This window comes from Flavobacterium sp. CFS9, from assembly GCF_041154745.1.
GTDB lineage: Bacteria > Bacteroidota > Bacteroidia > Flavobacteriales > Flavobacteriaceae > Flavobacterium.
Genome location: NZ_AP031573.1, coordinates 3,966,230 through 3,988,081, shown reverse-complemented (window position 1 = coordinate 3,988,081; position 21,852 = coordinate 3,966,230). Strand labels below are relative to the sequence as shown.

The following is a 21,852-nucleotide window of genomic DNA, read 5'->3' as shown; positions in this document are numbered from 1 at the left end:
TTAATAAAAGTCAACATTGGCAATAACTTTTATAGCTCTGTACTGAGCAACAGCCTCAAAACTATTCAGCATTTTCTGAATAGTTTTTTTCGTATTCACCAAATGCTGATTTTGCGGAATCTTAATCAAAATCGTTCGGATATATTCATTTCTGATTCTGCTGATCGCAGGCTCTTCCGGACCCAGTACCGGCATATTTAAATTTTGACTCAAAACCTGATACAGCCACATCGAACCTTCCTTCAATTTATCGAAATCCCGATGCTTTAAAGTCAGCTTTATAATTCTGAAGTAAGGCGGGTATCTGTAGATCTGACGATCGTACAATTGCTCCTTATACATACCTATATAATTATGGTTGGTCACCTGCTGAATCGTATTGTGATTCGGATTATAGGTTTGAATCACTACTTTCCCTTGTTTTTCTGACCTTCCGGCTCTCCCCGCTACTTGTGTCATCATTTGATAACTGCGTTCGAAAGCCCTAAAATCAGGATGATGCAGCATATTATCCGCATTCATAATTCCAACCAGACTTACATTGTCGAAATCCAGTCCTTTCGCCAGCATTTGCGTACCGACCAAAATATCAATTTCACGATTTTTAAAGGAATCTATTATTTTTTCGAAACCAAATTTCCCACGGGTGGTATCCTGATCCATTCGGCCTGTTTTGGCTTTAGGAAAAAGTGTAACCAGCTCCTGCTCGATTTGTTCTGTCCCGAATCCTTTAGTCGTCAAATCGATACTCGAACAACTATGACAATGCGTTGGTTTTGCAATCGAATAACCACAATAGTGACAACGCAGCTGATTTTTATGTTTGTGAAAAGTCAGACTCACATCACACTGCTGACAATGCGGTACATGACCGCAAGTCATACATTCTATTATAGGTGAATATCCTCGTCGGTTTTGAAACAAAATAATTTGCTCTCCCAAAGACAAAGCCTCTCCTATTTCTTCAATTAAAAGATCACTGAAATGTCCGGTCATTCTTTTTCTGAAATGTTTGTCTTTTAAATCCACTAAAAGAATTTCAGGCATTCGAACATTATTATAACGTTCTGTAAGTGATACTAAACCATACTTATCTGCCTGCGCATTAAAATAGGTTTCAATACTTGGTGTCGCCGAACCCAATAGCACTTTTGCTTTATGAAAATTAGCCAAAACAATTGCCGCATCTCTCGCATGATAACGTGGTGCCGGATCGGTTTGCTTAAAAGTCTGTTCATGCTCTTCGTCTACAATCAATAAACCTAAATTATCAAAAGGCAGAAACAAAGCCGATCTTGCCCCTATTACAATTTGGGCTTTTTCTGAATTTTCAAGCGTTTGCTTCCAAACCTCAACTCTTTCATTATTACTGTATTTCGAATGAAAAACAGCTACTTTGTCTCCAAAATAAAACCTTAGTCTTGAAACCAATTGCGTCGTCAAAGCTATTTCCGGCAACAAATAAAGAACTTGCCTTCCGGTTTTCAGATATTCTTCAATCAGTTTGATGTAAATCTCTGTTTTACCACTTGAGGTAACACCATGAAGCAAACATACTTCTTTTTCTGTAAAACTCTCTTTAATTGCAGTAAAAGCTCTCGTTTGTGCTTCACTTAACAACAATTGATCGTCTGTTGTTTGTCCTGTAAACGAAACTCTGTCTTGCTGCAAAAGATACTCTTCAAAAATTTCTTTATCAATCAAAGCTTTTACGGCAGCTGAAGTAGAACCCGAAACCTCAACCAACTTTTTTACTGTGATGGGTTTCTTTTCAGAAGCCATAGTTTGAAAATACGCCAGCACCAGTTCCTTTTGTTTGTTGGCGTTTTTTAGAACTTCAAGCAATTCTCCTAAACCATTATCGGATTCGTATTGAGCATGCAGCTTCACATATCGAACCAGTTTTGGTTTGTATCCTTCTTTAATTTCTTCATCCAGAACAATAACATCTCTGGCAAGTAACTTTTGAAGTGTAGGAAGGATATTTTTCTTATTCAAAATCGAAGCAATCTCCTGAACTTTTAATGAACTTTGATGTTGTAGCGCTTCATAAATCAAAAATTCATCATCAGAAAGCTCAGAATCATTTACAACAACTTCAGGTTTGTGCGAAACAATAGTCTCACTTTCCAGCAATAATCCCGTTGGAAAAGCGCCTCGATAAACATCACCGATAGCACACATATAATAATTCGCCACCCAAAGCCAGTGCTTGATCTGGACTTCGGTTGCGATAGGTTTTTCGTCTAATATCTGATGAATTTCCCTGGCTTCATACAAACCCGGTTCATTTTGATGCAGTTCAATAACCAATGCCGTATAAATTTTATTTTTACCAAATGGCACCGCAACCCGCATTCCTTTTTTAATAAAATGAAATTCAGCCTCAGAAACACGATAGGTAAAAGTTTTAGCTAATGAAAGCGGTAAAACGACTTCAATAAAAAACATGTGGATATTTTATAGCATTTATAACTGAAGATGGAATTTAACCCAGCTTCTTTCCAACCAAATCATAAAACAAATTTACTTTTGATTCAGAACAATAGAGTATTATTTAACCGAAGACTTTGCAGCATTGTATCCCTTAACCAGTTTCAATGTATGTTTCAAAGAGTTTAAATCTTTCAAATCATCATGACCAGTAACAATGTATTTTGGATTTTTAAACTTCGATTGCACTTTCAGAATGGATTTCTCCCACTCTTTTACATCTGCATCTCCAAGATAACCTAAATCTTTTGCTTCTACACTTTTAACAAAACAGCCTCCGTAAAGTACTTTTTCTTTATTGAACCAAACTACAATATTATCAGATGCATGTCCTTTTCCAGGATAATACACTTCAAAAGTATATTTACCAACTGTAAACAAGGTATCATCCGGAATAACAAACTCAGCTCTTCCTTCTTTATTTTTCTCCAGAATCTGATCTGTTGCTTTTATTGTATAGGTCTTAATTCCTTTTTTTCGGTAGAAATCCAAACCACCTGCCCTGTCTTCATGCGCATGCGTGGCAAAGTGCATCACAACTTCTTGATGATGTCTTGCCTTAATACTGTCCAACAAAGGCTGAAATTGTGTTTTGTCCCAAGGAGCATCAAACAAGACAACTCCTTTATCTGTAACCAAATACATAGCATTGGCTGAAATCAGCGTGCCTTTATAATCGTGAAACGTCTTATAAACATAAAAGTCACCTGTAAGATGACTTATTTGTAATGGCGAATTCTTAGACTGTGCAAAACTTTGGGATAGCTGTACCAGGAATAAAGCTATCAATGCTAATTTTCGCATTTTATTTTATTTTTAAAATTAATTCTTCACTCTGCTCCAGTATTGTGTTCTTCCCATGATAGAAATACCAACATAACCACGAAGTTTAAGTTTATCTACTGATTCTAATGCAATATAACACTTGTATTTTTTTCCGTTTGTCGGATCTAAAATGGTTCCTCCACTGTATTCAGAACCGTCTTTTTTAAGTCCGTTGATGATGACCATACCTAAAATTGGTTTGTTTTTATCCGCTCCGTCACATTTAGCACAAACGTCTTTTTTGTGGTTTTCGCGAAGTATTTCTACAATTTTACCATACACTTTTCCGGATTTTTCATAAATCTCTACAATAGATTTTGCTTCGCCGGTTTCATCATCAATTGTTTTCCATTTTCCAATTACACCCTGACCCTGAATTGTGCCTAGTGTCAGAAAAAAAATACCAATCGTTAACATCCAATTTTTCATCTTATTTATTTTTTTTTTGTTTTAATTTTCTGATAGTGGCATTCAATTCAAATCCCAAAAGCAGAATCATACAGTTTATCCAAATATAAAACATTAGAATTAATAATGTACCAATCGAACCATAAAGTTCATTATATTTTGAGAATTTTATAACCCAAATCCCAAAAAAGAATGAAGATATCACAATTAAGATGGTTGTAAAAACTGATCCAATACTTATAAAAGGCACTTTATTATATTGCTTCGTACCATAACGTAATAATAGTGAAGAGGTTATCAAAATCATTAAAACAACGAACAAATATCGCCCTAAAATAATCAGCGGAATGCGATCGCTTAACACATCCTGAATGATTGTTTTTTGAATGAACACCTCAAAAACAACAATTGTAGCTACTGTCACAAACAATATAACGGTCATAATAAGCGAAATCGCCAGCGCCACCAGGTATTGATTCAGAAAACCACGTTTGTCAAAAACATGTTTTGAAGATTCGAAACCGCTCAAAATACCGTTAATACCATTTGCCATCAAAAATATCGAAAGCAAAAATCCCGACGACAATAAACCGGAGTGACTGTTGTTCAAAATATCACTTATAATTTTACTGATGGCCTCGTAGGTATTTGGAGGAACTCCCTGCTGCACAAACTGCAAAAAGTCCTGCTGAAATCCATCAATAGGAATAAAGGGAATTAAGTTTAAAATAAATAATGCAAAAGGAAACAAAGCCATAAAAAAGCTGAACGAAACAGCACTCGCATGATACGAAAATGCTCCTTCGATAATACCAATGGTATACATTTCAAGCAAATCATATAACGAGAAACCTTCGAGCCAGGGCAATTTTATTCTCTTGAAAAAACGAACTACAGATCGTACCACGGGAACTTTCTCAATCCGCTCTTCTATTTCTTTAGACATACTTATTTTAGATATTTCGATTATTAGATTTTTAGATTTTTGAAATATAGGACATAATCTATATTAACTATATCCTCCATTAATACAATTCACGTTTTACATCTCACATTTCACAACTCATAACCCATTTAAAAAGCCTTCAGACTTAAATCCATGTTATAAACAGAGTGCGTTAGTGCTCCAGATGAAATGTAATCGACACCGCAAAGTCCGTATTCACGGATTGTTTTTTCATTAATATTGCCTGAAGATTCCGTCTGACATTTATTGCCTATTAATTGCACCGCTGTTTTAGTGTCTTCGTAATTAAAATTATCGATTAGAATTCTGTGAACACCATCACTTAAAAGAATCTCACGAATCTCATCTAAATTTCTGGCCTCGACAATAATTTTCAAGTCTAAATGATTCTCTTTTAAATACTCTTTGGTCTTCTTGATCGCAAGTGTAATTCCTCCTGCAAAATCAATATGGTTGTCTTTCAGCATAACCATATCGTACAATGCAAAACGATGATTTTCTCCTCCTCCGATTTTGACTGCCCACTTTTCAGCAACTCTGAAATTTGGAGTCGTTTTACGGGTATCTAATATTTTTGCTCCGGTTCCGTCCAATAGCTGTACATATTGATCTGTTTTGGTTGCAATGGCAGACATACGCTGCATGCTGTTCAAAACCACTCTCTCTGCTTTTAAAATAGACTGAGAACTTCCTGAAACTTCAAAAACTACATCGCCATATTCTACATGAGTCCCATCTTCTATAAAAACTTTCATTTTTAATTTCGGATCTACGTATTCAAAAATCATTTTTGCCAATGCAACGCCAGCAATAATTCCCTGATCTTTTACCAGTAATTTAGCCTGCCCGTGCGCCGTGTCCGGAATACAAGCCAGTGAACTGTAATCTCCCGCTCCTACATCTTCCCGAATTGCATTGCTGATTAATAATTGTAATTCGCTTTGAAACTGTTCTTCGCTAATCATTTTCCTAAAATTTTATATGATGCTAAAGTAGGACATATTTTGTGGATTTAAAAGCTTCGCTTTGATTTTAAAATTGAGAAATTAGCGGAAGATTGAGAAAAATAAAGATTAAACTCTTAACTAAACTTAATCTTTTAGCAACTCAAATAATTAACGAACATTAAATACCTTTGAGGCTCATTCAAACAAAATCATGGGATTAATTAAAGACATTTACTCCGTTTCTTTCTACGAACAATTTGGTCAGGCTGTTGCAGAAGTGCATCCAACATTTGACAAACAAAAATTTATTGCGGCCATTTATGAAGGCGATTTTAGCCAAAAGGAATGGAAAGACCGCATGAAGCACACCACGGTTGTTTTACATCAGTTTATGCCTGAAAATTTCCCGGAAGCTGTTGCTTTATTGGACAAAATTATTGAAAATCTGAAGAAAAACAGTTTTACCGATAGCAATCTGGCCTTTATATTTTTTGCTGATTATATCGAAATGTATGGCCTGGATGATTTTAAAACCTCTGCGAAAGCCTTTGTTTCTATCACTCAATTTATAAGCTGCGAATTTGCCGTTCGCCCTTTTATTCTAAAATACAAAGAGCAGATGATTGATGAAATGACCAAATGGTCTCTGCATGAAAATCATCATGTTCGTAGATTGGCCAGTGAAGGCAGCCGACCAAGATTGCCGTGGGCAATGGCGATTCCGTACTTAAAAAAAGACCCTGCCTCTATCCTGCCAATTTTAGAGAATTTAAAAAGTGATCCTTCAGAATATGTGCGTCGCAGTGTCGCCAATAACCTGAACGATATTGTAAAAGACAATCCGCAAATCGTCTTAAAAATTGCCCGTAAATGGAAAGATCAAAGCAAAGAAACGGATGGAATTATCAAACACGGCTGTCGTACTTTATTAAAACAAGGGCATCCCGAAATCCTGAGTCATTATGGTCTGGACAATACCAATGTTGAACTTTCTTCTTTTGAAATCAAAACACCTCTTGTAAAAATTGGAGATTATCTGCAGTTTCACTTTCATCTGAACAATAAAAATAATAAACCAAAAACGATTCGTTTAGAATATGCTGTTCATTATAAAAAAGCAAAAGGACATCTGGCGAAAAAAGTCTTTAAAATTAGTGAGAAGGTTTACCAACCCAATGAAACCATTAAAGTGGAGCGAAATCAGTCCTTCAAAATCATCACTACACGTGTTTTTCATACCGGAATGCATCAGTTATCGATTATTATCAATGGAATAGAAAGTGAACCACTCGATTTTGAATTGATTAAATGATATAAGACAAGAACACGAATTACGCCAATTTTCACAAATTGATTGAGTAAATTTTTAAACACATAGAAACATAGTTTCTGATTGTACATATAAAGTCATTTCATTTTAAATAAGACTTATAGCTTTGTGAAAAAATCTTGATTTCTTGAACCTTCGCATCCTATTTAGAGTTCTATGTTCCTAGTGTGTTCAATCATTACACATATTAGTTCGTGAAAATTGGTGTAATTCGTGTTCTTTTTCAATTCGTATCCGATCTTTTTAATTCTATTCCTTACTTTTATATCACTCTAAACAAAAACAAACTTTCTTAATCTAAATTAAGTTACAGATTGTGACTACAGCTGTAATTTTGCTTTCAACTAAAACAAAGAACATGTCAAATATCAGTTTAATCATCGAAGAACGTGCTGCCAATATTGGTAATTTTATGGTAGGCCGTCTATTGCCTTTCCGTGAAAAAAGAGCGGTTGGCCCATTTGTTTTTATCGACCATATGGGGCCGGCACATTTAAATCAGTATCAAAATATGGATGTCCCTCCTCATCCGCACATCGGACTTTCTACTTTGACTTTTTTGTTTGAAGGAAGTATTATGCACCGTGACAGCTTGGGTACCGAACTGGAAATAAAACCCGGCGCCGTAAACTGGATGACAGCCGGAAAAGGAATCGTGCATTCAGAACGCACTCCTGAATATTTAAGACATTCTGACAAGATGCTCCACGGTCTTCAAATTTGGGTGGCATTGCCTAAAGAACTGGAAGAAATGGACCCCAACTTTACACACGTAGAAGCCAGTGATATTCCGAGTTGGGAAGAAGACGGAGTTTCATATAAATTAATAGCAGGAGAAGCATTTGGTAAAAAATCACCTGTTCCTGTATATAGTCCGCTTTACTTTATCGAAATCAAAAGTACCGAAGCCAGAAAAATTAATATTGGAAAAGATCTTTTTGGCGAAAGCGGTTTGTATATTCTTGAAGGAAGCATTAAAAGCGGTGAGCATGTCTACGATCCAAAACAAATTCTAATTACCAACGACAGCACTTTATGTGAGTTCGAAATAGCCGAAAACACAACGGTTTATATTTTTGGAGGACAGCCCTTTCCGGAAGAACACTTTATCTTTTGGAACTTTGTTTCCTCTGATAAAAATCGAATAGAAAAAGCTAAAAAAGACTGGACAGAACAGACTTTCCCTAAGGTTCCGGGTGAAACTGAGTTTGTTCCTTTACCTGATCCTAAAATGCGATAACCATGAATACACTATCAGCACACATCGATACCCGTTTGTACCGAACGGAAATCACATCTGCCAGCGGAAATATTGTAATTGCCGACGAACCTCAGGAAGCAGGTGGCAAAAACTTAGGATTTAGTCCGTCAGAATTACTGGCTTCTTCTCTGGCTTCCTGTACTTTGATAACGCTTCGAATGTATATCAACCGCAAACAATGGGATGTAAGCGAAATCAATATCAAAGTTGACTTTGAAAGAGATTTGGACAACAAAATCTCTCTGTTTACAAGAAAAATAGAAATTATCGGCGAGGTCGACGACAAACAAAGACAACGTCTTGAAACGATTGCCAACAGCTGTCCGATACATAAAACCTTAACCAATTCAATCGAAATTAAAACCACACTAATATAACACATTATGGAAATTCAACAAATAAACGATACAAGAAGAGGCTATTTTGAAGCTGTAGAAGAAGGAAAACAAGCCGGAAAAATGACTTATACCTGGGCAGGTGATTCAAAATTCATCATCGACCATACTGAAGTAAACGAGGAATTTAACGGAAAAGGAGTCGGTAAAAAACTGGTTATGGCCGCTGTGGAATACGCCCGAAATAACGATTTGAAAATTATCCCGCTTTGTCCTTTTGCCAAAAGTGTTTTTGATAAGGTGAGCGAAATTCATGATGTACTTTTTTCTTAAGTTTCTGAGGTTCTAAGGTTCTAAGTTTTTTTTAAACCGCAACGTTTGCAGAGAATTACGCAAAGTTCGCAAAGTTTTTTTGGTAAAGCTTTGCGAACTTTGCGTTTATATTAAGCTTAGCACATTACAAAAACTTGTGCTCTTTGTGGTAATTTTTTTTCTCTAAGACTGCTACAGTACTGTGTAACCAAAACCTTCTAAGACGTTTATTTTTAACCGCAAAGTACACAAAGAATTACGCAACGTTCGCAAAGTCTTTTTAGTTAAAGCTTTGCGAACGTTGTGTTTATATTAAATTCTGTATATCACAAAACCTTGCGCCTTTGCGGTAAAAAAAAGTACATAACGAAATCAATTTTTAAATCTCGCCAGAAACTCGTATATTTGCATGTAATTTAAACTTAGAGTATGACAAGGATAATTACACTTTTCTGTATTTTTATAGCACAAATCGGCTTTTCTCAAACAGCTGATAGTTATTTAGAAAAAATAAGAAATAACGAAGCGCTCTCCACAGCTTTCTTCCAACAAATGCCAAAAGGCGGAGATTTACACCATCACTTTTCCGGATCGATTTATGCAGAACCTCTTTTGGAAAGAGCTATTGCAGAAGATTTTTATCTGAATACGGAAACGATGGAGGTATCAAAAACCAAACCTTCAAAAGGCAACTGGCAAACTTTCTCTTCTATAAAAAATGATGGAAAATTAGCCTATTATGAGCAGCAGATCATACAAGCCTGGTCGGCTAAAGATTATAATGGTGTAAGTGTTCCTTCTGATGATTTATTTTTTGATTCTTTCCAGAAATTCGAATCCACAATCAAAGGTCATTTCGCCGAAGGAATGCTGGAATTAAAAAAACGTGCTTTGACTGAAAATGTGAGTTATATCGAAACTCAATTATCAACGATTCCATGTGATATGAATGTTTCTGATCTTGCTGATTTCAATGCAAAACTTCGTCAGACTGTGGCTCAGAAAGATGAAAAAGCAGCTTTAAAACTTTTAGACGAATTGTACCAATCACTTCAAAAGAAAGAAGCTAAAAAATATGCTGCTGACTTCAATACTAATTTTATTGCCAAACTGCACAAGGATCTGAAAATTGACGACGAGCGTTTTACCATGCGTTATCAAAATTTTGTGCTTCGCTTTATGGATCCTGTAGATTTGTTTAAAAACCTGACGATTGCCTTTATTTCTGCCAACGAAAGTAAATTGGTTGCAGGTGTAAACATTGTTTCTCCTGAACACGGTGAAAACTCCATGAAGGATTACTGGCTGCACATGGTGATGTTTAAATACTGCCATACTAAATTTCCTAACGTAAAATACACGCTTCATGCAGGCGAACTAACTTTAGGACTGGTTCAGCCGGAAGATTTAACCTGGCACATTAACGACGCCATTTACATCGCGGGAGCCAACAGAATTGGACATGGTGTTGATATTGCTTACGAGGCGAATTCTTATGATTTATTACGTCACATGGCTCAAAAAAACATTCCAATCGAGATCAATTTAGCAAGTAATGAGTTCATTTTAAAAGTGAAGGAAAACAGACATCCGTTTACACTTTACAAAGAATTTAATGTACCAATTGTAATTAGTACAGACGATGCAGGGATTTTAAGAACTAATATGACAGAACAATATGTTTTACTAGCCAAAAGATACCCTGATGTTTCGTATGCAACGATAAAACAATATGTGTACAACAGTATTAACTACAGTTTTATTCAGGATGAAGCGGTTAAAAAACAACTGATTAAGGATCTGGACAACCGTTTTAAAGCTTTCGAAGCGAAATTTTCTAAAAACTAGTACAAAAAAAATCTGCTGAATCAGCTAAATCTGCGTGAAGTATTTGTACACAGATTTAGCGAATATAGCAGATCAAATTACTTTAAAATATGATTTTGGAAGCCGTATTTCTTTTTATTAAACCAGAATTAGCTTCACAATTTGAAGCTGATTTTACAAAAGCAAGTCAATACATTTCGACTATAAACGGATACATAGGACATCGTTTAGAAAAATGTCTTGAAGTCGAAAATAAATATCTTTTATTGGTAGACTGGAATACTCTTGAAGATCATACGGTGGATTTTAGAACTTCTGAGGCTTATCTGCAATGGAAAAAGATCTTACACCATTACTACGAACCTTTTCCGATTGTAGAACATTTTGAAACGGTTTTTGAAAACAAAAAATAAGGAATGAATATCAAACTTCTCGCCATTGGCAAAACAGACAATAAATCGCTTCAAACTTTGATTGACGATTATACCAAACGTTTGTCGTTTTATATCAAATTTGATCTGGAGATTATTCCGGATATCAAAAATGTTAAGAATTTATCTGAAAGCCAGCAAAAAGAAAAAGAAGGTGAATTGATCTTATCAAAACTCTCGTCAACAGATCAGCTTATTCTATTGGATGAAAACGGTAAAAACTTCTCCAGCGTTGGTTTTTCTGAAGAGTTACAAAAGAAAATGAATTCAGGCATCAAAACTCTCGTCTTTGTGATTGGTGGTCCTTATGGATTTTCGGATACGGTGTACAGTAAAGCACAAGGCAAAATCTCACTTTCGTTAATGACGTTTTCCCACCAAATGGTCCGTTTGTTTTTTATTGAACAACTGTATAGAGGATTTACTATTTTAAGGAATGAACCTTATCATCATCAATAATTTTTTTGTTTCAGGTTTTCTTTGTTTCAGGTTTCAAGTTATCTATGAAATGCTTAAACTTTGTTTTTAATGTTAAAAAATATATTCTTCTTCCTTATTTATAAAAACAAGAGATTTTTGCTTTAATTCTAATTTTTCGAGGAACGTTTTGTACTGAATATATTCTCCGTAAGATATATTTTTATCAAATGAAAAAGTAATCTGCGCTTTTGGATTAATGATTAAACTGTCTAAAAACTTTGGCAAATCTTTTTTAGGAAAATCATATGTTTTTCTTCCGCTGTATCGTATCATCCCGTTCTTTTTAAAATACAACTGACTTCTATTATTGGCGATCTCCATTTTATAATACACTTTTGTGAAAGGTATAAAAGCAAGATTTTTTCCGATGGAATCGGCGTAGGAGTAATAGTTTTCGGCTTTTTCATTCTTATGAGCTTTCTCTCCTCGCTTTTTTTCCTGCAATTTCATTACTTCGGGAATAACTAATTTTAAAGGCAGGCGCTTGTCAATATTGAAAATCCAATTGGTCGAAATGATACTGTTTCTTCGGTTCACATCGGCGATAGTATCTTTTCCTTCCGTTTTGAAGAAGACATAAATTGGTGAAAGATCTTCGACATTTTTTACGATTGTAACGTTCGATTTTGGCAATAAAACATCTTCTTTTTTCCCGCAGGAGAATAAAAAACAGATTAAAAGCAAAGAGAAATATTTCATAATTTATTCTTTTTAGATATAGAATTTACACCAAGTTGTCATTTCGACTGAAAGGAGAAATCGCACAAGAAACTCCGTACAGAATGTCGCCAATCCTTGCCGATAAACGAATGTGATTTGCTTCGCCTGTTCGCCATCGCTCGAGTCTCGTTCCTCGGAATGACAAGCCGGTACTAAACTTTCAGTTTATTAAACAAAGTAACACATTCCACCGCCTCTTTCACATCATGAACACGAAGAATTTTTGCTCCTTTGGTTAACGCAATGGTATTTAAAAACGTTGTTCCGTTTAAAGCTTCCAGCGGTGTAACACCAAGCGTTTTATAAATCATTGATTTTCTTGAAATCCCTGCTAAAACGGGTAATTCTAATACATTAAAAAGTTCCATTTTCTGCATTACTTCGAAATTCTGATCGGTTGTTTTAGCAAAGCCGAAACCAGGATCCAATATCAAATCATTGATTCCCAAACTTCTTGCTTTTTGCACTTTCTCAGAAAAATACAACAGCATTTCTTTCATAATATCGTCATAATGAGTCATAGTCTGCATCGTTTGCGGGTTGCCGCGCATGTGCATCATGATGTATGGCACATTATACTTTGTAATAACATCAAACATTTTATCATCCAGTTCACCGGCAGCAATATCGTTAATAATCGCTGCGCCGCTTTCTATACTTGCTTTGGCAACTTCGCCTCTAAACGTATCAATCGACAGTAAAGCATCTGGAAAATGCTTTAAAATAAATTCAATCGCAGGAACAACACGGTCAATCTCTTCCTGTTCAGACACAAACTCCGCGTCAGGTTTACTGGAATACCCTCCCAAATCAATAAAATCAGCTCCTTCAGACAATATAATATTTGCTCTTGAGATAATTTCCTCTTCATTTTTGTACTTCCCTCCATCAAAAAAAGAGTTCGGTGTTACATTCATCACTCCCATTACTTTAGGAATCGATAAATCTATAAGCTGGCCTTTGCAATTAATTGTCATGGTATGTTTTGTTATTTTCGTTTGAGGTTTCAAGTTTCAGGTTTCAAAATCCGGCGTTAACACTTTGTTTAGAAAAAACTTGAAACAAAGAAAACCCGAAACTTGAAACTCTTTAATATTATCCCTATTTTTGAAGAAATTTTTAGCAAATATACAGCAATAAATGAAGAATACTTCCCTTGAATTTGATAATGTAATTACGGTTTGCCGTACTTTGTTTATTAATAAAATGAAAGATTACGGCAGTGCGTGGCGTATATTAAGATTGCCATCCCTGACTGATCAGATTTTTATAAAAGCACAAAGAATCAGAAGTCTGCAGGAAAATGAAGTCCGTAAAATAGACGAAGATGAAAAAGGCGAATTCATAGGAATCATCAATTATTCGATCATGGCACTGATTCAGTTAGAGCTTGGAGTTGTCGATCAGCCTGATTTAGATGTTGAAAAAGCAACCGAACTTTATGATGCTCAGGTGAAGCTAACCAAAGAGTTAATGGAAGCCAAAAATCATGATTACGGCGAGGCCTGGCGTGACATGCGTGTAAGTTCTCTGACGGATCTGATTCTGCAAAAAATACTTCGCGTAAAACAAATCGAAGACAACAAAGGTAAAACTATAGTATCGGAAGGTATCGATGCCAATTATCAGGATATGATTAATTATTCTGTTTTCGCTTTAATCTTAAATCCAATAAACAAATAAAATTCAAAAACTAAAATTCCAAATTCCAACTTTTAAATAAATTTTTGGGATTTGGAATTTTAGCTTTGAAATTTTGAAATCATTATTTTTATGAAAAACATTCTTACTCAATTCTCCCGATTATTTGTCGGAGTACTTTTTATTATTTCCGGACTCATTAAACTAAACGATCCGGTTGGTTTCTCCTATAAATTAGCCGAGTATTTCAGTGAGCCGGTTTTCAACATGCCATTTCTGGAGCCATTGGCTTTAGGATTAGCTATCTTTTTAGTAATTCTGGAAGTAGTTCTGGGTGTGATGTTATTGGTAGGATACAAATCAAAACTTACGATTTGGGCTTTATTACTCCTAATCGTTTTCTTCACTTTCCTTACTTTTTACTCTGCTTATTTTGATGTGGTTAAAGACTGTGGATGTTTCGGAGACGCACTACACTTAACTCCTTGGCAATCTTTCACCAAAGATGTGGTTTTACTTTTCTTTATTCTGATCTTATTCATCAATAAAAAACTGGTAAAACCTTTATTTTCAAAAGCCGTTACCAATATTCTCACTTTAATAAGTATCGTTTTGTGTGTTATTATGGCCGTTTGGGTACTTAATCATAATCCAATCAAAGATTTCCGTCCGTATAAAGTAGGAAGCAATATCGAGAAGGGAATGGAAATTCCGGAAGGCGCTCCAAAATCTGTTGTGGAAATGATTTTCATTTACAAAGTAAATGGTGTTGACAAAGAGTTTACAGAAAAAGACCTGATGAACATTCCGGAAGGTGCTGTGTTTGTAGACCGTAAAGACAAAGTGATTACAGAAGGTTATGTACCGCCAATTCACGATTTCACGATGACTAAAGATGATTCTGATTACAAAGACGAATTATTGAAAGAGCCTAAATTATTGGTATTTGTGACGTATGATCTAACATTATCTAATCCTGAAGGAATGAAAAAATTAGAAACACTGAACAAAGAAGCTAAAACCAAAGGTTATAAAGTAATTGCAATGACCGCTTCTGGTCCCGATGAAATTAAAAAAGCCAAAAAACAATACGGTTTAGATGTTGATTTCTATTTCTGTGACGCCACTACTCTAAAAACAATTGAAAGAGCTAATCCAAGTATTGTAGTACTGCAAAAAGGAACTGTGGTTCAAAAAGTACATTACAACGATATCAGCGATTTAAAATTATAAAATAGCATTCAGCTACAAAGGTTATAAGATTTTTACAAAGTCCGCAACGTTATAAAAATGTTGCGGACTTTTTATTTTTACATCTTTTAGTTTCTTTTATAAAAATGAATAAAATCCCATCGAAATAATAATTTCAAGAGGGGCTTTTTTTTCAATCAATCTGACGTTTTTTTACCGTCAAAAACACTCTTCCTTTCAAAAAAAAATTCCTTTTATTACTTTTTTCCGGATTTACTTTTAAAAATTTATTCCAATTTGAAGTTTATTCTCTCAACTATTACGATTTCACTCCGCTTTTTTTAACCGAATTTGGCTGATTTGTGATAAAATAAACGAGTCTTCAATTTTTGTTAATGTCCGATTGGCTTTCCATTTGTTTGTTTAACTTTGTTCAAAATCATTTACCACTATGAAACAAATAACGCTAATCTTTATTGCATTTATCACTTTTTCATGCTCACAGGCTCAGAAAACCAGTTTTTCTAAAGATGCTTTGTCTGAAAAATTATTAGCAGCTGATGATAGTCAGGTTGCTTTCAAAAACATTCTAAAAAAATACAAAGGCAAAACTTTGTTAATTGAAGTTTGGGCTTCGTGGTGTGGCGACTGTGTAAAAGCAATGCCTCAGCTTAAAGAATTACAAGCTAAAAACCCTACTGTTTCGTACTTATTCCTTTCTGCGGACAAAACTGCTGATAAATGGAAAGCCGGAATTGAAAAACATGAGTTAAAAGGCGATCATTTCATGATGAACGACGGTATGAAAGGTGTTTTTGGAAAAGCAATTGATTTAGACTGGATTCCGAGATACATCATTGTAGACAAAACCGGAAAAATTGTACTATATCGTGCCATTGAGAAAGATTTTGATAAAATCAATGAAACATTAAAAGGTTTAAAATAAAACCGCAACATTCGTTGCAATTGCAATGATAAACGAGAACAAAATAAAAGCAAAAAATAAAAACTACCACAATGAGAAAAAAGATTGTCGCAGGAAACTGGAAAATGCATAAAAACGCAGCACAAACTGAAGAATTATTAAACGAACTAATCGCTAAAATACCTGCACAAACTACTGCACAAGTAATTGTGGCACCAACTTTTGTAAACTTGCAGGCAGCAGCTACCAAATTAAAAAACACTACTATCGGTGTTGCAGCGCAAAACGTTCATCAGGCTGAAGGCGGTGCTTTTACAGGAGAAATTTCTGCTGACATGTTGATCAGTGTGGGCGTAAATACCGTAATTCTGGGTCACTCTGAGCGTAGAGCTATTTTTCACGAAACAGATGCTTTAATTGCCAATAAAGTAGATACTGCTTTAAAACATGACATGACTGTAATTTTCTGTTTCGGAGAGGAATTAAAAGACCGTCAGTCTGGTAATCACTTTAATATTGTTGAAAACCAATTGCGCGACGGATTATTCCACATCGCAAAAGAATCCTGGTCTAAAATTGTTTTGGCTTACGAGCCAGTTTGGGCAATTGGAACAGGAGAAACGGCTTCACCGGAGCAAGCACAGGAAATGCACGAATTTATCAGAGAGGTTATTCGTAAAGCATTTGGTACAGACATCGCTGACGAAGTTTCTATTCTTTACGGTGGTTCTGTTAAACCTGAAAACGCCAAAGAAATCTTCTCTAAACCAGACGTAGATGGTGGTTTAATTGGTGGTGCAGCTTTAAAAGCGGATGACTTTTTAGCAATTGTTACTGCTGTCTAGATCTTTAGATTGTTAGAATCTTAGAAACTCAGAATCTTAGAATCTTAGCAACTTAGAATCTCACTACCTCATAAAAAAAAGCGTTCGGTTTTACGAACGCTTTTTTTATGACCTGTCTGCTTCCCTTTACTTAAGATACGATTCCAACAAAGGACAATTGTATTTTTGAAAAGCAGGGGTTTTTCTATAAACCGAATAGAAATTAATCAACTCCTGGCCTGCTTTAAACGGGTTCTTTTCTTCTTCCTCAGAAGAGACAATATTGGCGTAGTGATTGTAATAATTGCATTCAAAAATCATTAAACTGGCTAAGGCTTTTTCATTGGTATTTTTAGACATTTTCAGGGCTTTCTCGTAATACATTTTCGCCATCGTCAAATTATAGTAGTTGCCTTTTTGGTATTTCTTTTCGTTTTCCGAATTATCTCCGTACACATAATCCACGTACGATTCGCCCGATGTCCAGTCGTACGCAGTCATCATCCAGGAGTTCCCCAGATACGACACATTAAAATAAGCATGTGCCAGTTTCAGATTACTTGTGGCGGTGTTTTGTTTTTTCAACTGAATTAACTGCGCGATAAAATCCGCTTTATTGAAACGATAGTTGAACTTTCGCTCTGTATCTCTTTGCAGAATTTTGGGCGTAAACGGATTCTCGTTTAAATAATCTTTATAAACATAGTTTTTCTCCCAGAAATCTTTTGGCATACTTGCAAAAGTTTGATAAGCCAGCTCTAAATTATTATTTCGAAACGCAATTGTTCCTTTCAGATCTTTGTAATAATTAACATTTGGCGCTATCGTTCCGGAACAGATATACCTTTCAAAAGGTGTTTTGTCTTTTTTCTCCTGAAGGGCTATCAAACGGTCAATATCTGCCTCAGTTGCATTATTCCGATCAAAATATCCTATGTAGCTGTAAAAATAAGGTGTATTGTAGGCTGAGTATTCTCCTTCGTTTTTAATATCCGATTTCATAGCCAGTAAACCTGCTGTCACGCGATCGCCTTTTTTTGCAAAATCTTTGCTGGCGATTCGGTACAAACTGTATAAATTCTTAAACAAACCTAAATCGGTTTCCACCAGATTTTCAACCGAATCAAAATATTTAAAAAGCTGATTTTGAACTTCGTTATTTTTCAAATCGTCCTGCTTTAAAGCGACCAATGCCAACTGAATATTCTTCTGCATTTGTATCGAAGCATTGGCTTTTTCTGAAATCATATCCGTGTATTTCTTTCCCAGATCAATTTCGTCTCCTATAAAACAAAGCTGTGCAATCGCTGCCGTAATGTAGTCTTTTTGCTCCCCTGAAGTCTGCTCTCTGATTGAAATTAGATAATATTCAAACTCTCTCAAATACAAAATATCTTTCTTGAAATTCTCCTCTTTTGCTTTCGCATAATTTTCATACCAGACCGTACTGTCAAAAACAACCGAAGGAGTTCCGTCATTGGTGTATTGCGGTGTAAAAATCCAATCTTCAAGCTTGTTCACTTCTCTCCCGATCAAAAAACTCAAATACAAACTATTCGGATTCAACTCATAAACCTCCTGAATGGTTTTCAATCCCGGTGCCGGATTGCGTAAGCCTTCGATAGTCAGGATCACACTGCGCTCTTCATCGTTTTGAGCCAATGCCAAAGTCTCTGTAGTTAATTTCCAGTTGTAGTGCTGTAAAACCGCAAATGATTTCTCTTCGCAGGAAACAAACACTTTACTCAGCAAATAATTCTGTAAAGCTAAATCCTCCACACACAAAGCTTTATAGTACAAAGCCCAGGGCGCTAAAATTGTGTTTTTATCGTCTGCAAAATAAGTATCGTACAAACGAATTACTTCATTCTTATCAGAAGCATAGAAGCTGTATCTCAACAATAAAAAGGCATAACGCTGCTTTAAAAAAGAATCTTTTGCCGTTCTGATTTTCTTTTCGAAATCACTAACATCGGCTATTTTATGATCTTTACTGTCATAGCCAATATTACCCCATGACTCCCATTTTACATCAGGATTGCTGTTGTATTCTAATTTTTTCGCAAACAAAATATAGTTTAAAAGTACTTTATTTTTTGAAAGCAGTAAGGCTTCAATAAAAGTGTTCTTATCAAAAACTTTTTTCAGCGATTTAGTTTCATAAGCAGTTTCAAATTTCTCAGCATCCGTTTCGTACAAAATAACATGTACGTCTTTTGGATCTACCTTACTGCCCAGTTTTCTCTTCCATTCCGCACAATTCAATTCCTGATCAACACCTGAAATCGTACTTGTATCGTAATAATTATCGGCCGAATAATAAAAGGGTGTCAGCTTAAAAAAGCCTTCACGCTGTGCTTTAAACAAAGCCAGTCTGCTGGTTTCCGGCGAAACACTCCATCCGCAGGCCAAAGAGACCTGAACACTAAAAACAAAAAGTAAAGGGCTAAAAACGCGCATAATAACCGGATATATTTTGAGTTCCATAATCGTTGATGTATTTTTTATCGAAAGAGAAAAACGTCACTTTTGTCTGATTGTCGATCGGGATTTTACTTTTTACGATCGAAATCATTTTGTCTAGTTCGTCTTCAGAAATTTTCTCAATCCTGATTTCATCCCCGTTTCTCAAATAAGTCTGTCCTACCAGAATGTCGTCTTGCAGTATATATTTAGAATCTGATACCTTTTTTAATTTAACGGTATCCTTTTGAATCCTCTCATAATCGGATAAAATTCCCTTAAACTGATTGCCTCTGAAAACAACCGCCCAACTGTACAATGGCAGAGCAATATCAAGTTTCAAACCATATTTGTCGTGTGTAATATATTGCGCCAATTCTTCGCTGGTTCCTATAGAATTTTTGGTATTAAAATCTTCCGGTTTACTCAAATTATAGCACATCAGCAAACCTTTATCTACGGGTGGGATTCCGGCTTTTGAAGCATATTTGTATTGCCAGAGTCTTATGGTAGCCGAAACCACGGTCGTTGGATAGCTTTTTTTGATTTGCTTTAACAAGTAAAAATAATTGTCTTTTGATTTTTCTGACCAGTCGCAATCGATCAGGATCTCTTTAAAATCAACTTTCAATTTTGCCATTTCAGCTGATTTTACCGAATCATAATTCAACTGTTTGCGATTCTCCTGCTTGTAATAATCTTTTGGATACACGATCGAGCCGGCTATTTTCTCGGCTTTTGAATCATTCATTTTCAATCCTATCTGTTCAATACGTTTGGCAATTCTTACCGCCAGACTGTCCAGCTGCTTTTTTCCGGATTGCAAAACCACTTCATTCGTAATGAAAATACTGGGTGTAATTTCAGGATTGCTTTCATTTAATCTGATATCGTTAAGACTTGCAACCGGCAAAGGCTCTTTAGCATAAGGATTCCAGTCTACATCAAAAAAACGAACATACAAATGTTTTACTTTCAAGTCTTTTATCAACGAATCATCTGCTCTTTCAAAATTCAAATCGGTTTTCCAGTAACAAAATGATCGAACCACTTCATGTTCCTTCTCACAAGTTGCTCCGTTAAGTACCACAAAGAGCAAAATAAAAATGATATTCTTCATATTTTAAAAATCCTTACAAATTCCAATCAAAATTAACATTAATTAAGGTAAGGATATTGATTATTTATGAACAACTTTTGCTTTGGATTCTTACCTTTGCAAAAATTTTTTTTATGTCGAATATATATTTAGGGTACCATTTTACAATTGAGCCAAAAGAACCGGGTTCAGAAATTTTAATTGCTGAATTAGGCGAAAAAGCGTTTGAAACTTTTACGGAAACGGAGAACGGAATTTCGGCTTACGTGAAAAAAGATTTATGGAACGAAAATATTTTGGACGACATTTATATTTTACAATCCGAAGAATTCAAGATCGAATACACTATTGAAGAAATCGATCAGGTGAACTGGAATGAGGAATGGGAAAAGAATTTTGAACCTATTGATGTAGACGGAAAATGCCATGTTCGTGCTCCTTTTCATGAGAAAACGAATGCTGAATTTGATATTGTAATCGAACCAAAAATGAGTTTCGGAACCGGTCATCATGAAACTACGCACATGATGATTCAGCATTTACTGGAAATCGATGTCAAAGATCTGAAAACTCTGGATATGGGTTGCGGAACAGCTATTTTAGCCATTTTAGCCGAAATGAAAGGTGCTCAGCCAATCGACGCTATCGATATCGACAACTGGTGCTACCTGAACTCTATCGAAAATGCTGAACGCAATAATTGCCAGCACATCTCCGTTTATGAAGGCGACGCCGCCTTGCTAGCCGGGAAAAAATACGATTTAATCATTGCCAACATCAACCGAAATATCTTACTAAACGATATGCAGCGTTATGTTGATTGTTTAAATCCAAAAGGAATACTGCTTTTGAGCGGTTTTTATGAGGAAGACATTCCTTTTATCGATGCTTCCTGCACCGAAAAAGGTTTAACATATGTTAAAAAGTTTCAAAGAAATAACTGGGTTTCATTAAAATACGTAAATTAGATAGTTAATTATCTGTTTATTAAATAGTTCGCAGATATCAATCTTTTAAATTCCGATTCAATCTGTGCACGCTGTGACCAAAAAATTAGTAATTACAACAGTACAAAAACCTAAAAAAATGAGTACTAAAGAAAAAGTAAGAGAAAGAGTTCGCGAAAAGGAAGCGACAGGTTTCAATAACGAAATCATTGTTTACAACGACGATGTAAACACTTTTGACCATGTAATTGACACTTTGATGCGTGTTTGCAGTCATACCCCAGAGCAAGCAGAACAATGTTCCCTAATTGTACATTACAACGGAAAATGCACTGTAAAAACAGGGCCTATTGAAAAATTAAAACCGCAATGTACCCAACTTTTGGAAGCCGGATTAAGCGCCGAAATTGTTTAATTGCAAATAAT

General features: G+C 35.4%; 22 protein-coding genes. 13 read left to right on the top strand and 9 right to left on the bottom strand.

Going from position 1 to position 21,852, the window contains the following annotated elements; genetic code table 11:
• From priA to nadC, 5 genes are all read right to left on the bottom strand, one after another.
• Positions 1-2,451 (bottom strand): primosomal protein N', encoded by a 2,451-nt coding sequence (priA, locus tag ACAM30_RS16810; RefSeq protein WP_369615733.1) that lies wholly within the window; start codon positions 2,449-2,451, stop codon positions 1-3.
• A 102-nt stretch (positions 2,452-2,553) separates the two neighbouring features.
• Positions 2,554-3,297, bottom strand: coding sequence for a subclass B1 metallo-beta-lactamase (gene bla-B1-FLAV / locus ACAM30_RS16805; protein ID WP_369615732.1), 744 nt, complete (start codon positions 3,295-3,297; stop codon positions 2,554-2,556).
• Between the two features lie 18 nt (positions 3,298-3,315).
• Positions 3,316-3,747: a DUF2147 domain-containing protein gene (locus ACAM30_RS16800; protein ID WP_369615731.1), complete on the bottom strand. Its 432-nt coding sequence runs from the start codon at positions 3,745-3,747 to the stop codon at positions 3,316-3,318.
• Between the two features lies 1 nt (position 3,748).
• Positions 3,749-4,672 (bottom strand): YihY/virulence factor BrkB family protein, encoded by a 924-nt coding sequence (locus ACAM30_RS16795; RefSeq protein ID WP_369615730.1) that lies wholly within the window; start codon positions 4,670-4,672, stop codon positions 3,749-3,751.
• 128 nt (positions 4,673-4,800) lie between these two features.
• A complete protein-coding gene (nadC, locus tag ACAM30_RS16790; protein ID WP_369615729.1) occupies positions 4,801-5,658 on the bottom strand; it encodes a carboxylating nicotinate-nucleotide diphosphorylase in 858 nt (285 codons plus the stop codon).
• A 193-nt stretch (positions 5,659-5,851) separates the two neighbouring features.
• Here nadC and ACAM30_RS16785 point away from each other — a divergent pair, with 193 nt between their 5' ends.
• The 7 genes from ACAM30_RS16785 (at position 5,852) to rlmH (ending at position 11,595) form a co-directional block, all read left to right on the top strand.
• Positions 5,852-6,952 (top strand): DNA alkylation repair protein, encoded by a 1,101-nt coding sequence (locus tag ACAM30_RS16785; RefSeq protein ID WP_369615728.1) that lies wholly within the window; start codon positions 5,852-5,854, stop codon positions 6,950-6,952.
• Between the two features lie 376 nt (positions 6,953-7,328).
• Positions 7,329-8,210: a pirin family protein gene (locus ACAM30_RS16780; RefSeq protein WP_089077357.1), complete on the top strand. Its 882-nt coding sequence runs from the start codon at positions 7,329-7,331 to the stop codon at positions 8,208-8,210.
• A 2-nt stretch (positions 8,211-8,212) separates the two neighbouring features.
• Positions 8,213-8,608 carry an OsmC family protein gene (locus ACAM30_RS16775; protein ID WP_369615727.1) on the top strand — a complete coding sequence of 132 codons (396 nt, stop codon included), beginning with the start codon at positions 8,213-8,215 and terminating at the stop codon, positions 8,606-8,608.
• Positions 8,609-8,614: 6 nt separating this feature from the next.
• Entirely contained in the window at positions 8,615-8,899 is a 285-nt protein-coding gene (locus ACAM30_RS16770) for a GNAT family N-acetyltransferase (RefSeq protein ID WP_369615726.1), read from the top strand.
• 408 nt (positions 8,900-9,307) lie between these two features.
• Positions 9,308-10,726, top strand: a complete 1,419-nt coding sequence (locus ACAM30_RS16765; RefSeq protein WP_369615725.1) for an adenosine deaminase — start codon at positions 9,308-9,310, stop codon at positions 10,724-10,726.
• An 89-nt stretch (positions 10,727-10,815) separates the two neighbouring features.
• The gene (locus ACAM30_RS16760; protein WP_369615724.1) at positions 10,816-11,118 is read left to right on the top strand and encodes an antibiotic biosynthesis monooxygenase; all 303 of its coding nucleotides are present in this window, start codon (positions 10,816-10,818) and stop codon (positions 11,116-11,118) included.
• A gap of 3 nt (positions 11,119-11,121) precedes the next feature.
• Positions 11,122-11,595, top strand: coding sequence for a 23S rRNA (pseudouridine(1915)-N(3))-methyltransferase RlmH (rlmH, locus tag ACAM30_RS16755; RefSeq protein WP_369615723.1), 474 nt, complete (start codon positions 11,122-11,124; stop codon positions 11,593-11,595).
• 72 nt (positions 11,596-11,667) lie between these two features.
• On the opposite strand, the gene ACAM30_RS16750 is transcribed toward rlmH, so the two are convergent.
• Complete coding sequence (locus ACAM30_RS16750; RefSeq protein ID WP_369615722.1) at positions 11,668-12,315, bottom strand: hypothetical protein; 648 nt, start codon at positions 12,313-12,315, stop codon at positions 11,668-11,670.
• A gap of 173 nt (positions 12,316-12,488) precedes the next feature.
• Positions 12,489-13,313 (bottom strand): dihydropteroate synthase, encoded by an 825-nt coding sequence (gene folP, locus ACAM30_RS16745; RefSeq protein ID WP_369615721.1) that lies wholly within the window; start codon positions 13,311-13,313, stop codon positions 12,489-12,491.
• A gap of 163 nt (positions 13,314-13,476) precedes the next feature.
• Between folP and ACAM30_RS16740 the strand changes: the two genes are divergently transcribed.
• The 4 genes from ACAM30_RS16740 (at position 13,477) to tpiA (ending at position 16,938) form a co-directional block, all read left to right on the top strand.
• Positions 13,477-14,019 (top strand): DUF1599 domain-containing protein, encoded by a 543-nt coding sequence (locus ACAM30_RS16740; RefSeq protein ID WP_369615720.1) that lies wholly within the window; start codon positions 13,477-13,479, stop codon positions 14,017-14,019.
• 90 nt (positions 14,020-14,109) lie between these two features.
• Positions 14,110-15,210, top strand: a complete 1,101-nt coding sequence (locus ACAM30_RS16735) for a BT_3928 family protein (protein ID WP_369615719.1) — start codon at positions 14,110-14,112, stop codon at positions 15,208-15,210.
• Positions 15,211-15,619: 409 nt separating this feature from the next.
• Positions 15,620-16,114 (top strand): TlpA family protein disulfide reductase, encoded by a 495-nt coding sequence (locus tag ACAM30_RS16730; protein WP_369615718.1) that lies wholly within the window; start codon positions 15,620-15,622, stop codon positions 16,112-16,114.
• A 71-nt stretch (positions 16,115-16,185) separates the two neighbouring features.
• Entirely contained in the window at positions 16,186-16,938 is a 753-nt protein-coding gene (gene tpiA, locus ACAM30_RS16725) for a triose-phosphate isomerase (protein ID WP_369615717.1), read from the top strand.
• Between the two features lie 126 nt (positions 16,939-17,064).
• On the opposite strand, the gene ACAM30_RS16720 is transcribed toward tpiA, so the two are convergent.
• Together ACAM30_RS16720 and ACAM30_RS16715 are read right to left on the bottom strand one after the other, a co-directional pair.
• Positions 17,065-19,404: a hypothetical protein gene (locus tag ACAM30_RS16720; RefSeq protein WP_369615716.1), complete on the bottom strand. Its 2,340-nt coding sequence runs from the start codon at positions 19,402-19,404 to the stop codon at positions 17,065-17,067.
• Complete coding sequence (locus ACAM30_RS16715) at positions 19,364-20,500, bottom strand: hypothetical protein (RefSeq protein ID WP_369615715.1); 1,137 nt, start codon at positions 20,498-20,500, stop codon at positions 19,364-19,366. Before ACAM30_RS16715 ends, ACAM30_RS16720 begins: the two co-directional genes overlap by 41 nt.
• A 113-nt stretch (positions 20,501-20,613) precedes the next feature.
• Between ACAM30_RS16715 and prmA the strand changes: the two genes are divergently transcribed.
• Together prmA and ACAM30_RS16705 are read left to right on the top strand one after the other, a co-directional pair.
• Complete coding sequence (gene prmA, locus ACAM30_RS16710) at positions 20,614-21,447, top strand: 50S ribosomal protein L11 methyltransferase (RefSeq protein ID WP_369615714.1); 834 nt, start codon at positions 20,614-20,616, stop codon at positions 21,445-21,447.
• Between the two features lie 118 nt (positions 21,448-21,565).
• A complete protein-coding gene (locus tag ACAM30_RS16705) occupies positions 21,566-21,841 on the top strand; it encodes an ATP-dependent Clp protease adaptor ClpS (RefSeq protein WP_026109999.1) in 276 nt (91 codons plus the stop codon).
• Positions 21,842-21,852 lie beyond the last annotated feature (11 nt).

Excerpts from the sequence above, each read along its gene's own strand:
- priA (WP_369615733.1), bottom strand. The coding sequence starts at position 2,451 with ATGTTTTTTATTGAAGTCGTTTTACCGCTTTCATTAGCTAAAACTTTT.
- bla-B1-FLAV (WP_369615732.1), bottom strand. The coding sequence starts at position 3,297 with ATGCGAAAATTAGCATTGATAGCTTTATTCCTGGTACAGCTATCCCAA.
- ACAM30_RS16800 (WP_369615731.1), bottom strand. The coding sequence starts at position 3,747 with ATGAAAAATTGGATGTTAACGATTGGTATTTTTTTTCTGACACTAGGC.
- ACAM30_RS16795 (WP_369615730.1), bottom strand. The coding sequence starts at position 4,672 with ATGTCTAAAGAAATAGAAGAGCGGATTGAGAAAGTTCCCGTGGTACGA.
- nadC (WP_369615729.1), bottom strand. The coding sequence starts at position 5,658 with ATGATTAGCGAAGAACAGTTTCAAAGCGAATTACAATTATTAATCAGC.
- ACAM30_RS16785 (WP_369615728.1), top strand. The coding sequence starts at position 5,852 with ATGGGATTAATTAAAGACATTTACTCCGTTTCTTTCTACGAACAATTT.
- ACAM30_RS16780 (WP_089077357.1), top strand. The coding sequence starts at position 7,329 with ATGTCAAATATCAGTTTAATCATCGAAGAACGTGCTGCCAATATTGGT.
- ACAM30_RS16775 (WP_369615727.1), top strand. The coding sequence starts at position 8,213 with ATGAATACACTATCAGCACACATCGATACCCGTTTGTACCGAACGGAA.
- ACAM30_RS16770 (WP_369615726.1), top strand. The coding sequence starts at position 8,615 with ATGGAAATTCAACAAATAAACGATACAAGAAGAGGCTATTTTGAAGCT.
- ACAM30_RS16765 (WP_369615725.1), top strand. The coding sequence starts at position 9,308 with ATGACAAGGATAATTACACTTTTCTGTATTTTTATAGCACAAATCGGC.
- ACAM30_RS16760 (WP_369615724.1), top strand. The coding sequence starts at position 10,816 with ATGATTTTGGAAGCCGTATTTCTTTTTATTAAACCAGAATTAGCTTCA.
- rlmH (WP_369615723.1), top strand. The coding sequence starts at position 11,122 with ATGAATATCAAACTTCTCGCCATTGGCAAAACAGACAATAAATCGCTT.
- ACAM30_RS16750 (WP_369615722.1), bottom strand. The coding sequence starts at position 12,315 with ATGAAATATTTCTCTTTGCTTTTAATCTGTTTTTTATTCTCCTGCGGG.
- folP (WP_369615721.1), bottom strand. The coding sequence starts at position 13,313 with ATGACAATTAATTGCAAAGGCCAGCTTATAGATTTATCGATTCCTAAA.
- ACAM30_RS16740 (WP_369615720.1), top strand. The coding sequence starts at position 13,477 with ATGAAGAATACTTCCCTTGAATTTGATAATGTAATTACGGTTTGCCGT.
- ACAM30_RS16735 (WP_369615719.1), top strand. The coding sequence starts at position 14,110 with ATGAAAAACATTCTTACTCAATTCTCCCGATTATTTGTCGGAGTACTT.
- ACAM30_RS16730 (WP_369615718.1), top strand. The coding sequence starts at position 15,620 with ATGAAACAAATAACGCTAATCTTTATTGCATTTATCACTTTTTCATGC.
- tpiA (WP_369615717.1), top strand. The coding sequence starts at position 16,186 with ATGAGAAAAAAGATTGTCGCAGGAAACTGGAAAATGCATAAAAACGCA.
- ACAM30_RS16720 (WP_369615716.1), bottom strand. The coding sequence starts at position 19,404 with ATGGAACTCAAAATATATCCGGTTATTATGCGCGTTTTTAGCCCTTTA.
- ACAM30_RS16715 (WP_369615715.1), bottom strand. The coding sequence starts at position 20,500 with ATGAAGAATATCATTTTTATTTTGCTCTTTGTGGTACTTAACGGAGCA.
- prmA (WP_369615714.1), top strand. The coding sequence starts at position 20,614 with ATGTCGAATATATATTTAGGGTACCATTTTACAATTGAGCCAAAAGAA.
- ACAM30_RS16705 (WP_026109999.1), top strand. The coding sequence starts at position 21,566 with ATGAGTACTAAAGAAAAAGTAAGAGAAAGAGTTCGCGAAAAGGAAGCG.